This is a genomic window from Streptomyces coryli, from assembly GCF_011044975.1.
Lineage (GTDB): Bacteria > Actinomycetota > Actinomycetes > Streptomycetales > Streptomycetaceae > Streptomyces > Streptomyces coryli.
Genome location: NZ_JAAKZV010000239.1, coordinates 1 through 12,066 on the forward strand (window position 1 = coordinate 1; position 12,066 = coordinate 12,066).

General features: G+C 73.1%; 14 protein-coding genes and 1 pseudogene. 5 read left to right on the top strand and 10 right to left on the bottom strand.

Features of this window, described 5'->3' with window-relative positions:
* Window positions 1–13: 13 nt before the first annotated feature.
* Window positions 14–1,447 carry an MFS transporter gene (locus G5C51_RS33915; RefSeq protein ID WP_165243247.1) on the bottom strand — a complete coding sequence of 478 codons (1,434 nt, stop codon included), beginning with the start codon at window positions 1,445–1,447 and terminating at the stop codon, window positions 14–16.
* A gap of 78 nt (window positions 1,448–1,525) precedes the next feature.
* On the opposite strand from G5C51_RS33915, the gene G5C51_RS33920 reads away from it, so the two are divergent.
* On the top strand, window positions 1,526–1,984 hold the full coding sequence (locus G5C51_RS33920; RefSeq protein WP_165243250.1) for a MarR family winged helix-turn-helix transcriptional regulator: 459 nt from the start codon (window positions 1,526–1,528) through the stop codon (window positions 1,982–1,984).
* Between the two features lie 32 nt (window positions 1,985–2,016).
* Here G5C51_RS33920 and ligD read toward each other — a convergent pair whose 3' ends face one another.
* Window positions 2,017–2,925 (bottom strand): non-homologous end-joining DNA ligase, encoded by a 909-nt coding sequence (gene ligD, locus G5C51_RS33925; RefSeq protein WP_165243252.1) that lies wholly within the window; start codon window positions 2,923–2,925, stop codon window positions 2,017–2,019.
* Between the two features lie 68 nt (window positions 2,926–2,993).
* Window positions 2,994–3,647 carry an HhH-GDP family DNA glycosylase gene (locus G5C51_RS33930; RefSeq protein WP_165243254.1) on the bottom strand — a complete coding sequence of 218 codons (654 nt, stop codon included), beginning with the start codon at window positions 3,645–3,647 and terminating at the stop codon, window positions 2,994–2,996.
* Window positions 3,648–3,742: 95 nt separating this feature from the next.
* On the opposite strand from G5C51_RS33930, the gene G5C51_RS33935 reads away from it, so the two are divergent.
* Entirely contained in the window at window positions 3,743–4,120 is a 378-nt protein-coding gene (locus G5C51_RS33935) for a four-helix bundle copper-binding protein (protein ID WP_165243256.1), read from the top strand.
* Between the two features lie 55 nt (window positions 4,121–4,175).
* Entirely contained in the window at window positions 4,176–5,642 is a 1,467-nt protein-coding gene (locus G5C51_RS33940; protein WP_338118401.1) for an MFS transporter, read from the top strand.
* On the opposite strand, the gene G5C51_RS33945 is transcribed toward G5C51_RS33940, so the two are convergent.
* From G5C51_RS33945 to G5C51_RS33975, 7 genes and pseudogenes are all read right to left on the bottom strand, one after another.
* Window positions 5,639–6,154 (bottom strand): lytic polysaccharide monooxygenase auxiliary activity family 9 protein, encoded by a 516-nt coding sequence (locus G5C51_RS33945; RefSeq protein ID WP_165243258.1) that lies wholly within the window; start codon window positions 6,152–6,154, stop codon window positions 5,639–5,641. The genes G5C51_RS33940 and G5C51_RS33945 overlap by 4 nt on opposite strands.
* An 82-nt stretch (window positions 6,155–6,236) precedes the next feature.
* Window positions 6,237–7,001 (bottom strand): annotated as a pseudogene (locus G5C51_RS33950) (isocitrate lyase/PEP mutase family protein); the annotation flags it as partial.
* A gap of 81 nt (window positions 7,002–7,082) precedes the next feature.
* Window positions 7,083–8,939, bottom strand: a complete 1,857-nt coding sequence (locus tag G5C51_RS33955) for a transketolase (RefSeq protein WP_165243262.1) — start codon at window positions 8,937–8,939, stop codon at window positions 7,083–7,085.
* Window positions 8,936–9,232 carry a DUF3618 domain-containing protein gene (locus G5C51_RS33960; RefSeq protein ID WP_165243264.1) on the bottom strand — a complete coding sequence of 99 codons (297 nt, stop codon included), beginning with the start codon at window positions 9,230–9,232 and terminating at the stop codon, window positions 8,936–8,938. Before G5C51_RS33960 ends, G5C51_RS33955 begins: the two co-directional genes overlap by 4 nt.
* Window positions 9,174–9,629, bottom strand: a complete 456-nt coding sequence (locus G5C51_RS33965) for a phage holin family protein (protein ID WP_165243266.1) — start codon at window positions 9,627–9,629, stop codon at window positions 9,174–9,176. Before G5C51_RS33965 ends, G5C51_RS33960 begins: the two co-directional genes overlap by 59 nt.
* On the bottom strand, window positions 9,622–10,038 hold the full coding sequence (locus G5C51_RS33970; RefSeq protein WP_338118402.1) for a phage holin family protein: 417 nt from the start codon (window positions 10,036–10,038) through the stop codon (window positions 9,622–9,624). Before G5C51_RS33970 ends, G5C51_RS33965 begins: the two co-directional genes overlap by 8 nt.
* 46 nt (window positions 10,039–10,084) lie before the next feature.
* The gene (locus tag G5C51_RS33975; RefSeq protein ID WP_165243268.1) at window positions 10,085–10,576 is read right to left on the bottom strand and encodes a hypothetical protein; all 492 of its coding nucleotides are present in this window, start codon (window positions 10,574–10,576) and stop codon (window positions 10,085–10,087) included.
* 89 nt (window positions 10,577–10,665) lie between these two features.
* Here G5C51_RS33975 and G5C51_RS33980 point away from each other — a divergent pair, with 89 nt between their 5' ends.
* Both G5C51_RS33980 and G5C51_RS33985 read left to right on the top strand, forming a co-directional pair.
* Window positions 10,666–11,217 (top strand): MarR family winged helix-turn-helix transcriptional regulator, encoded by a 552-nt coding sequence (locus G5C51_RS33980; protein WP_165243270.1) that lies wholly within the window; start codon window positions 10,666–10,668, stop codon window positions 11,215–11,217.
* Window positions 11,218–11,227: 10 nt separating this feature from the next.
* Window positions 11,228–12,049, top strand: a complete 822-nt coding sequence (locus G5C51_RS33985; protein WP_165243272.1) for an EamA family transporter — start codon at window positions 11,228–11,230, stop codon at window positions 12,047–12,049.
* Window positions 12,050–12,066: the final 17 nt, after the last annotated feature.

Here is a 12,066-nt window from a genome sequence, read left to right on the forward strand (position 1 = left end):
GTGGGTGGGTGGGTTACTGCCCCGCCGATACCGCCGGCGCAGACGGCTCCGGCTCCCGTGCCGCCGCCTTGCGGACCGGGATGGCGATCGCCACCGCCGAGGCCACCAGGCCCATCGCGCAGCCGATCAGCATTGCCATCCGGAAGCCCGACTCCGACGGCAGTGCGTGGCCGCCCAGTGGTGTCGTCATGTTGGCGAGGACCACGCCGATCACCGCCGCCGAGACCGACGTGCCGATCGAGCGCATCAGTGTGTTGAAGCTGTTGGCCGATGCCGTCTCCGACTGGGGTACCGCGCCCATGATGAGCGCCGGCATCGCGCCGTACGCGAGGCCGACCCCCGTGCTGCACAGGATCGTCACGACCAGCAGCCCCAGCGTGGAGCCCATCAGCGGAAGCGATGCCCCGTAGCCGGCCGCGATGACCAGGCTGCCCACCGCCAGGGTGACCTTCGGGCCGCGGGCGGCCGACAGCTTTGCGCCCAGCGGGGAGAGCGCCATCATCATCAGGCCGCCGGGTGCCATCCACAGGCCCGCGGCGAGCATCGACTGGCCGAGGCCGTAGCCGGTGGCCTCGGGCAGTTGGAGCAGCTGCGGGACCACCAGGGACTGGGCGTACATCGCGAAGCCGACCAGGATCGAGGCGGCGTTGGTCATCAGTACGGTCGGCCCGGCGGTCACCCGCAGGTCGACCAGCGGGTCCTGGATCCGCAGCTCCCACCACCCCCACAGCGGCAGGATCAGCACCGTCGCCGCGAAGAGGCCGAGCGTCGTGCCGCTCCCCCAGCCCCAGTCGGCGCCCTTGGAGACCGCGAGCAGCAGGCAGATCAGCGCGGTGCCGAGGCCGAGGGCGCCGAGGCCGTCGAAGCGCGCCGATACGGCTCCGCCCCGGCCGGCCGGCACCACGGCCCGTACCAGCGCGGCGACCACCAGGCTCAGGGCCGCCACCACCCAGAACAGCGTGCGCCAGCTGGCGTTCTCGGCGATGCCCGCGGAGAACGGCAGGCCGAGCGCGCCGCCGACGCCCATCGAGGCGCTCATCACGGCGATCGCGGAGCCGAGCCGCTCCGCCGGCACCACGTCCCGCATCAGGCTGACGCCGAGCGGCACGACGCCCATGCCCATGCCCTGCAGCGCGCGGCCCGCGACCATCGGCGCGAGCGAGGACGACAGCGCGCAGACGACCGAGCCGGCTATGAGCGGGACGAGGGACAGCAGCAGCATCCGCCGCTTGCCGTACATGTCGCCGAGCCGGCCGGCCACCGGCGTGGCGACCGCGGCGGAGAGCAGCGTGGCGGTGACCACCCAGGAGGCGTTCGACGCCGAGGTGTCCAGCATCCGCGGCAGCTCGCCGATGAGGGGCACGACGAGGGTCTGGGTGAGCGCGGCGAGGATGCCCGCGAGCGCGAGCACTCCGACGATGACGCCGGGACGGGGGGCTGTCTTCATGGATGTGCATCGTACACGTGATATGCATCGTGCACACACCTTGCACGGTGCACAGCATCAGGTGCTATATCTGGCGTCATGGACAAGCCGACCCAGCTGATCGAGTTCGAGACGATGCTGTTGATGCGGCACCACGTCCTGGCCCGGCCGCGGCCGAAGCGGGACGCGGGCGAGCGACTGGACCGCAGCGCCTACGTCCTGCTCAGCCGGCTGCAGCTGGACGGGCCGATGTCGATCGGCCAGCTGCGGGAGGCCTTCGGCCTCGACACCTCCACCCTGAACCGGCAGACCGCGGGCCTGCTGCGCGCCGGCCTCGCCGAGCGGATCCCGGACCCGGACGGGGGCATCGCGCGCAAGTTCCGCATCACCGCGGAGGGCGAGCGGCGGCTGGCGGCGGATCGTACGGAGAATGTCGAGGGCCTGGAGAAGGTGCTCAAGGGGTGGTCGGCCGAGGAGGCGACCCGGTTCGCGGCCATGCTGCACCGCTTCAACGAGGACATCGAGCGGCTCGAAGGCCGTCCCTGGCCACGCCCCTGACGCCCTAGCGGGCCCTAGCGGCCCTAGCCGCCCTAGCCGCCGAACAGCTCCCCCAGCCGCCTCCGCGCCGCCCGCAGCGAGCGCCGGTTGCGGCTCGGCGCCGCCCACGGGTCGCCGTGCTTCTCCAGCCGCTCCGGGACCGAATGCACGGTCCAGTGCCGCGGCCCGATCGCCTCGTCCTTCAGCTCGTCCCAGGTCAGCGGCGTCGCCACGGGAGCGCCCGGGCGAGCGCGCACCGAATACGGCGCGACACCGGTCTGGGCGTACGCGTTGCGCTGGAGGTCGAGGTAGAGGCGGCCGTGGCGCTTGTTCTTGCGCGGCTCCGTCGTCAGGTCGTCGGGGTGGCGGCCCGCCAGGACATCGGCGATCTCGCGGGCGATGGCCCGCACCTCGTCGAAGGTCTGCGAGCGGTCCAGCGGCAGGACGACGTGCAGGCCGCGGGAGCCGGTGGTCATCACCAGCGGGCGCAGGCCGATGTCGGCGAGCAGGCCGCGGAGTTCGAAGGCGGTCCAGCGCACGATGTCGAAGTCGTCGCCGGGCGGATCAAGGTCGAAGATGAGCTTGTCCGGGTGCTTGGGCAGATCGGTGCGGCTCAGCCACGGGTGCAGGGTGATCGCGGCCTGGTTCGCGAGATACGCCAGCGTCGCCGCGTCCTCGCACAGCGGCATCGTCAGCTTGCCGTCCTCCTTCGCCACCTGCACCCGGGCGATCCAGCCGGGGAAGTGGTCGGGGGCGCGCTTGTGGAAGAAGGACTCCCCGTCGATGCCGTCCGGATAGCGCTCCATGCTCACGGGGCGGCCGCGCAGATGCGGCACCATCCAGCGGGCCACCGCCCGGTGGTAGTCGACGAAGTCCGCCTTCGTGATCGCGGCGTGGGTGCCGTCGCCGGGGAAGAGCTCCTTGTCCGGCCGGCTGACCTCGACCCTGCGGTGCGCGGCCATCTGCGTGTCACCTCCCGTTCGACCAGGGCAGCCGAGTGCCCGGGGCGTACGGAAGGCAAACCGCCGGCTCAGGCCACCGCCTCCCTGACATCCTCCGCCGCCTGCTTGTCCAGCGCGACCCGTACCAGCGCGGCCGAGAAGACCGCGGCGTCCTCGCCGTCGCCGGCGAGATCCGCGAGCTCGGCCGCGTCCTTCGGCAGGCCGATACGTTCCGCGCCCTGGCGCGCCTTGGCGTCCAGATACGGAGCGCACTCCGGCCACACCCCCTGCGCCTCACGCAGGAAGATGTCGGCGCCGGCCGGGCCGAGACCCGGGACCTGGCGCAGCAGCCGGCGCAGCTCGTCGGGGTCGCCCTGCGCCTCGTCGCGGAGCTTGCGCAGATCGCCGCCGTACGTGTCGAGGAGCAGCTGCGCGCCCTCCCCCAGCTGGGTGGCGGTGCGTTCGTCGTAGCGGCGGTAGCCACCCTCGCCGAGGGCGTCCACGCGCTGCTGCCAGGTGGCCTCCGTCATGCGGCGCGGGTCGCGCATCCCGGCGTCGAAGAGCGCGCGGGCCGCGGCCAGCGCGACCGAGGCGCGGATGCGGGCGCTGAGCAGGCAGGCGAGGACGAGCAGTTGGTAGAGCGGCTGCGGGGTGTCGCGCAGGCGGATGCCGGCGTCCTCCGCGTACGTGCGTCCGTGCGTGTCGCGCAGCGCCTGCGCGACGGTCTTGTGATCGGTGTTCATGCGGCTCGCGGTACCCCGGCCCCTGCACCACAAACAGGCGTTAGAGCCGCCCGAGCGCGGCTACTCGTGCGCGGTAGGAAAGGAGGCGGCGCTTCATGAACACCCGAACCGGTGAGGCCGACCGCCAGACGCTGGTCCGCTTCATCGAGGAAGCCTTCGTCTGCGCCCAGGAATGCGAGCGCTGCGCGGCCGCGTGCCTGCCCGCCATCGGTCCCGACGAGCCCGAGCAGTGGAGCCGCGTCGACGTCCGGTGCGCGGAGATCTGCGAGCGCACCGCGCGGATGCTCAGCCGGCACCCAGGACACGACGCGCCCGAGCTCTACGCCCAGGTGGAACTCTGCGCCGAGACCTGCGCGGAGCAGGCCGAACGGCTTGCGCCGTACGCCGGCACCGAGACCCGCGCCTCGCTGCAGGCGGAGGCCTGCGCGCGGTGCGAGAAGTCGTGCCGGGAACTGCTCGGCTCGCTCGCCTAGCTCCTCTAGCTCCTCTAGCTCGTCCTTACGGTCCTTGCTGAACGGAGGCGGAACGGTGGACAGGGACCCGGTCGTCACCACGGACGTACCCGCGAGACTCGACCGGCTGCCCTGGAGTCGCTGGCACTGGATGATCGTCATCGGCCTCGGGACCGTATGGATCCTGGACGGGCTCGAGGTCACGGTCGTCGGCAACATCGCCGCCCGGCTCTCCGAGGAGGGCAGCGGGCTGCCGATCACCTCGGCGCAGGTGACCGGGATCGCGGCGGCGCTGTATGTCGCCGGGGCCTGCGCGGGGGCGCTGTTCTTCGGCTGGCTGACGGACCGCTTCGGCCGCAAGAAGCTGTTCCTGATCACCCTGGCCGTCTATCTCGCGGCCACCGCGCTGACCGGACTCGCCTTCAACCCCTGGTGGTTCTTCGTCTTCCGCTTCTTCACCGGCTTCGGCATCGGCGGTGAGTACGCGGCCATCAACTCCGCGATCGACGAGCTGATCCCGTCGAAATACCGCGGCCGGGTCGACCTCATCATCAACGGCAGCTTCTGGCTCGGCGCCATCGGCGGCGCGCTGCTGTCCGTGCTGATGCTCAACACCTCGGTCTTCCCCGCGAATGTGGGCTGGCGGCTGACCTTCCTGCTCGGCGTGGTGCTGGGCCTGGTGATCCTGCTGGTACGCCGGAACGTGCCGGAGTCGCCGCGCTGGATGTTCATCCACGGCCGCGGCGAGGGGGCGGAGAAGCTGGTCGCGGACGTGGAGCGGCGGGTGACCGCGGAGACGGGACGTGAACTGCCGCCGCCCGCGGACTCCATCACCATCCGGCAGCGGAAGAGCACCGGCTTCCTGACGGTCGCCCGCACGGTCTTCTCCACCTATCCGCGGCGTACGGTGCTGGGCCTGGCGCTCTTCATCGGCCAGGCCTTCCTCTACAACGCGATCACCTTCGGCTACGGGGCGATCCTGACGAAGTTCTTCGGCACCCCGGCGGACAAGACGGGGTACTACTTCGCGGTGATCGCGGCCGGGAACTTCCTCGGGCCGCTGCTGCTCGGCCGGCTCTTCGACACGGTCGGGCGGCGGCCGATGATCGCGGGCACGTATCTGACCAGTGGGATCCTGCTCTTCGCCACGGCCTGGCTGTTCGACGGCGGGCACTTGAGCGCGACGACGATGACGGCGTGCTGGTGCGTGGTGCTGTTCTTCGCCTCGGCGGGGGCGTCCAGCGCTTATCTGACGGTCAGTGAGATCTTCCCGATGGAGACGCGGGCGCTGGCCATCGCCTTCTTCTACGCGGTGGGGACGGCGGCCGGCGGCATCACCGGGCCGATGATCTTCGCGAAGCTGACCGAGTCCGGGGTGGTCGCCGATACGGTGCTGGCCTTCCAGCTCGGTGCCGGGGTGATGACGGCGGCCGGCGTGGTGGCGGCCTTCCTGGCGCTGCCGTGCGAGCGCCGCTCGCTGGAGTCGATCGCCCGCCCGCTGTCGGCTGTGCGGGCAGCGGGCGGACGAGTGCCCGCGGGTTAGCCGATGTTGACGTCGATGCAGGCGTAGAAGGCGTTCGACGTGTCGGCCACGTTCCAGACGGCGAGGATCTTCTGCTTGCCGGTGAAGCCGCCGAGGTTGACGTTGTGGGTCACGGTCTCGGGGGGCTGTTCGTTGTTGCCGTCGATGTCCGCGACCTTGGTGCCGCCGACGAAGTACTCGTAGTTCGAGGTGCGGTGCCGCGCGGTGAACTTCCACGTGAGCGACGCGGTGCTGCCGACGTTCGTCACCGCCCAGCCCTTGCTGTCGTCGTCGAGTTCGGCGAACCGGGAGTTGCCGCCGCTGCAGCTGCGCAGCCCCTTCGGGCCCTCGACGCTCTGCGGCTCGTACTTGATGTCGCCGCAGGGCACCGTGCCGGCCGCACACTGCGCCTGCCGGCTGGGTGGGCCGGAGACGTAACCGTGCGCGCTGGCCTGGGAGGAGGGGAGTGCGAGGACGAGCAGCGGAGCTATCCCGGCGCCGATCACGGCGGCCCGCTTCTTCCTGCTGATCATGCCTGCTCCTTGAAGGTGGGGGGTCCAGACATTGGTCTAGACTTACAGCTTGTCAGAACACCGTCAAGGATTGGTGCAGACCTTAGTCGGACTCCCCCAGCCGCTGAACTTCCGCGTACGACGGGGCCGTCCGGCCAATCGCCCGCCCGTCGCGGATGGCGGTCGCGGCGGCCACGGCCGCGCCCAGCGCCGTGCGGTAGAGCAGCGAGCCGAGGCTGACCCTGCGTACGCCCAGCGCCGCCAGCTCGGGGAGCGTGGGACCGGTCGGCGAGTAGAGGACGTTGAGCGGCGCCGCGAGCCCAGCGGTCAGCGCGGCGATGCCGTCGGGGTCCGAGAGCCCCGGCACGAACACCCCGTCCGCGCCCGCCTGTTCGTACGCGGCGAGGCGCGTCGCGGTCTCCTCCTTCCCGCGGCCCAGCCAGTACGTATCGGTGCGCGCGTTCACGAACAGTCCGGGCACGGCGGCCTTCACGGCGGCGACCTTCGCGGCGTGCAGCTCCATGGGAGCGAGCGTGCCGTCGGCCCGGCCGTCCTCCAGGTTGATCCCGGCCGCGCCCGCCTCGTACAACGTCCGGGCCAGCCCGGCCACTTCCTGCGCGTCATCGCTGAAGCCGCCCTCGGCGTCGACGGTGAACAGGAACGAGCCCCGCCCGAGCCGCCGGGCCAGCGCCCCCGTCGCGTCGGCGGTGGCGGCGGCCCCGTCCGGCAGCCCGGCGGCGGCGGCCACACCCAGGCTCGTGGTGCCGATGGCCTCGAACCCCTGCTCCGCGAGGGCGGCGGCGGAGGCGTAATCCCAGGCATTGGGCAGCAGCAGCGGGGCGGCCCGGCGGTGCAGGCGGGCGAAGTGGTCGAACCTCTGGTGCGTCATGCCCCCGACGCTACGGGCGGAGTGGTTCGGCGCCGGCCGAACCACTCCGCGAAGCCGGGCTCAGCCCAGCAGCCGGCGCGCGGTGTCCGCGATCGCCGCGGCGTCGATCCCGGCGTCCCGCAGCTGCTCCTCAGGCGATGCCGAGCCGGGTACGTCCCCCACCGCCAGCCGCGTCAGGCGCGGCGCCGGCCGGCCGTCGGCGAAGGCCTCCGCCACCGCGTCGCCCAGGCCGCCCTCCGAGCGGTGGTCCTCGACGGTGACGATGTGGCCGGTGTCCGCGGCCGCCCGGTGCAGGGTGCGGGTGTCCACCGGTTTGACCGAGTAGAGGTCCAGGACCCGGACCGGGATGCCCTCGCCTTCGAGGACGTCGGCGGCGGCGAGCGCCTCGTGCACCGTGACCCCGGCCGCCGCGAGGGTGAGGCGGTCGTCGGCGGAGGAGCGGAGGGTCTTGCTGCCGCCGATCGGGAAGTCCTCGTCCGGTCCGTACAGGACGGGCGTGGCGCCGCGGGTGGTGCGGATGTACCCGATGCCGGGGGCGTCCGCCAGCGCGGCGACCAGGTGGGCGGTCGCGTTGCCGTCCGACGGATAGACCACCGTGGAGCCGGGCAGCGCCCGCATCATCGCCAGGTCCTCCAGGCCCATTTGGGACGGGCCGTCCTCGCCGATCGCCACGCCCGCGTGCGAGCCGCAGACGGTGATCGCCGTCCTGCTGATCGCGGCCATCCGCAGGAAGTCGTGGGCCCGGGTCAGGAAGGCCGCGAAGGTCGCGGCGAAGGGGCGCAGGCCGAGCGCGCGCATCCCCACCGCGGCGGCGATGAGCTGCTGTTCGGCGATGTAGAACTCGTAGAAACGGTCCGGGTGCGCCTTGTGGAAGGCCTCGGCCCGGGTCGAGTCGGCCACCTCGCCGTCGAGCGCGACCACGTTGGTACGGGCGGCGCCGAGGGCCTCGAGAGCGTCGCCGTAGGCGTTGCGGGTGGCGACGTCGGAGCCTTGGTCGTACACCGGCAGCCGCAGTTCGCGCGGCTCCGGCGGCCGCTGTGCCACCGCCGCCGGCGGGCGCTGCACGCGGACCGACAGGTCGCGGATGCCGCCCAGTTCGGCGATCGCCTCGTCGGCGTCGGGCACCGGCTTGCCGTGCATCCCCTCGCGGTCCGCCACCGCGGACACGCCGCGGCCCTTGACCGTACGGGCGATGACCGCCGTCGGGCCGTCGGTGACCCGGGTGGCGCGGGCGAAGGCCTCGTCGATGGCGTCGACGTCGTGGCCGTCGACCTCGATCGTGTGCCAGCCGCAGGCCTGCGCGCGGCGGGCGTACGCGCCCAGGTCCCAGCCGTGCCGGGTCGGGCCGCGCTGGCCGAGGCGGTTGACGTCGATGATCGCGGTGAGGTTGCCGAGCCGCTCGTGCCCGGCGTGCTCCAGCGCCTCGAAGACCGAGCCCTCGGCCATCTCGCTGTCGCCGCACAGCACCCAGATCCGCGCGGGGCGGTGGTCGTCGTAGCGGCGCGCAGCGAGCGCCATGCCGACGCCGATGGGCAGGCCCTGGCCGAGCGAGCCGGTGGCCACATCCACCCACGGCAGCCGCGGGGTGGGGTGGCCCTCCAGGCGGCTGCCGTGCTTGCGGAACGTCAGCAGCTCGTCGTCGGTGATGGCGCCCGCGGCCTTGAACGCCGCGTACAGCAGCGGCGAGGCGTGCCCCTTGGAGAGCACGAAGCGGTCGTTGCCGGGGTGCTCGGGCCAGTCGAAGTCGTAGCGCAGATGGCGGGCGAGCAGCACGGCCATCAGGTCGGCACCCGACATCGAGGATGTCGGGTGCCCGGACCCGGCGGCGGCCGCGGCGCGGACGGCGTCCACGCGCAACTGTGCGGCCAGCTCGTCCAGATGGCTCGTGTCCTGTGCCCGCTCGGTCGTGGCGGTCACTTCGCGTTCCGGCGCCGCAGCACCAGGTACGCCAGGCCGACGACCAGCACCGTCCCGGTGACGGCCGTGGGCAGCGGCTGCTTGCGGCCGGTGCGGGCCGCGCGCTCGGCGGCGGTGCGCACCTGCTGCGGGGTCTTGTCGCGGGCGGCGTGCTTGATCTCCGCGGCCTTCTCCTGGGCGCGGTGCTTCACGTCGGCCTTCGCGGCGAGTTCCTCGACGGTGTCGCCGAGGCGCTCACGCGCGGTCGACACCTGCTCGCGCAGTTTCTCCTGCGCGTTGTGCGTGCTTGTCATGGTGTACTGCCCTCTCCCTGATAGTTGCCAGGTCCGTCTGGACGCCGCTGATGGCCTCTTCCGGGCGCATCGGCGCGGCCTTGCGTGCCTGCCGCCGCGCGGCCGCGGCGCACAGTGCGGCGGCGAGTAAGAGCGCGCCGCCGGCGATCAGCGCCGCCGCCCAGTACCCGAGCTCGCGCCCGAGCGCGACGATCCCCGCCGCGACCAGCGCCTCGAAGGCGACAAAGGCCAGCACGGCGGCGGCGCCGAAGAGCGCGCCGCCGCGCGAGGCCCGGCGGCCCTTCGCGGCCATCTCGGCCATCGCGAGCCGGATTTCGGACCGTACGAGGTCGGAGAACTCCTCCGACGCCTGCTTGACCAGCGTGCCTACGGATGGTGTCGATGGGTGCTCAGCCACCTTCCCGTCCCCTCGGGTCCGGGTCCATCGCCGGCGGCGCCGGCTGACCGGCGTGCGGCGCGGGCGACGGGCGCTTGGCGGCCTCCCGCAACGCCACCGCGGCGATGACGAGCAGGGCCGTCATGATCAGTGCCGCCGCCCAGGCCGGTACGGCCATGGCGAGCAGCAGCACCAGCAGCGCCACGGCGGCACCGCCCGCGTACAGGGCGGTGACGCCGGCGCCGGTGTAGAGCCGGGCGGTGCGGGGGTGCGGCGGGCGGGTGAGCTCACGCCGCAACTCGTCCCGCGCCACCCGGAGTTCGGTGTGGATCTCCTCGCGCACGATCCGGGCCATCGGCTCCGTAAGGTCGCCGCTCTGCGGTCCGGCCTCGCGCTCGCGGGGCTTCGGATACGTGCTTTTCTCAGTCACGAACGCCGAGTACCCGGGCGCGCGGGCAGGTAACGCCCCGGTTCCCTCAGTCCGGCCCGCCCTGCCCCAGGTCGCGGTCGTCGCCCCGGGTGTGGACGGCCTGCTCCTCTGCGGAGCGGCCGGGGGCCGGGTCGGTGTGCGAGAAGACGTCCTGCTCCGCGAGCCGGGCGCCGGGGTTGGGGTCGTCGACCAGGAGGCCTGCCTCCTCGTCCGGGAGCTCGTCGCCGGGCTCGTCCGGCAGGTCGCCTAGCAGATCGTCCAGCTCGTCGCCCGGGGTCTCGCCGGTCTGCTCGTCCGGCGGCTCGTCGGCCTCGGCGCCCGGCTCCGGCTGCTCCGCGGCCAGCCGCTCGTCCAGCGGCGCCCCGTCCGCCGCCTCCTCGGCGGTGGTGCCGGTGTGGCCCTCGGCCGCCACCGGCTCGTCGCCGGGGACCGGCATCGTCTGCGGGTCCTCGGCCTGCTCGGCCGCGGGCGAGCCGTCGCGGAGGTCGGGGATGCCCTCGTCTTCGGGGTGGGTCCCGGGGTCGTGCGGTGTATTCATGGCCGGATCCCTCCTTCCGGGGCGCCGGGTACCCGAAAATCCGTCCACCACCGGGCATAGATCACCGGCTCCACGGGTATGCATGACTCATGCATACGAACGAGCGAACCGCGAACCTCCTCGGTGCCACCGCGCTCGCGGTGACGGACGAACTGGTCAGCGGCCCGGTCGCCGCCTCGGCAGCCAGCCCGAGCGGCGCCGCCGCGCTCATCGCGCTGCACGCCAACCCCGGCATCAGCGTCACCGAGCTCGGCCGCCGGGTCGGACTCACCCAGTCCGCCGCCGTCCGGATGGTCGACGCGCTCGCGCGCGCGGCCATGGTGGAGCGCCGTCGCACCGCCAACAAGTTCACCTGGATCTATCCGACCGACAAGGGCCGGGAGACGGCCGAAGTCCTGATCCACGGGCGGCAGGCGCGCCTCACCGCCGCGCTCGAGGGGCTCGGCGAGGACGAGCGGCACACCCTCGGCGCGCTGCTGGAGAAGGTCCTCGACGGCCTGTACGCGACCACCCGCTCAGGCCCCGACCCGGAGGCCGCGCATCACCGCATCTGCCGCCTGTGCGATCGCGAGGCGTGCGTGAGCGACGCGTACTGCCCCGTCGGCGAGGCGGAGAAGGCGGCCCGCGGCGCGGGCGCCTGACCCTTAACCCATGGGTGAGGCACTGGCTCTGGCCTCCGCGCTGTGCTTCGGCGCGACCCACTTCCTGAGCGGTCTTTCGGCCCGGCGCCACCACGGCTTCACCGTGGCGCTGCACGCGCAGGGCGCAGGGCTGCTGGTCGCGGTGCCGGCGCCGGCCGCCGCCGGGACGTCCCCCTCCCCCGGCGCGCTCGGCTGGGGCTCGCTGTCCGGGGTCGCCACCGGGGTCGGGGTGGGGCTGCTGTACCGGGCGATGAACTCGGGGCCGATCAGCACGGTCGTGCCGGTCAGCGATGTGACGGCGATGGGTGTGCCGGTGCTGGCGGGCCTGATGGTGCTGGGCGACCGCCCCTCCGCCCCCGCACTGGCCGGGATCGCGCTCGCGCTGCCGGCGGTCTGGCTGGTCTCCCGCGGCGCGGGCACCGAACTGGCGGGCATCCGGCCGGCGTTGCTGGCGGGCGTGGGATTCGCGGTGCACTTCCTGGCACTCGCGCGGCTCCCGGAGTCGGCGGGGCTGTGGCCGATCGCGGTCAGCAGGGCCGTATCGATCGCGGTGCTCGCCCCGCCGGCGGCCGCCGCGGGCGTGCCGCTCCGGCTCCCCGCCCTGGACACGGTCATCGCGGCCACCGCGGGCGTCCTCGGCACCGCCGCCACCACCCTGTACTGGCTGTCCGCGAGCCTCCAGCCGGCCACCGTCGCGGTGGTCCTGGCGGCGCTCTATCCGGCGGTGCCGGTGCTGCTCGCGCTCGCCTTCCTCGGCGAACGGTGCAGTGGGCGGCAGGCGTTGGGCCTGGCGGGCGCCGGCGGCGCGGTCGCGCTCATCGCGCTGGGCTGAAGCGGCGGGGGTGGGAG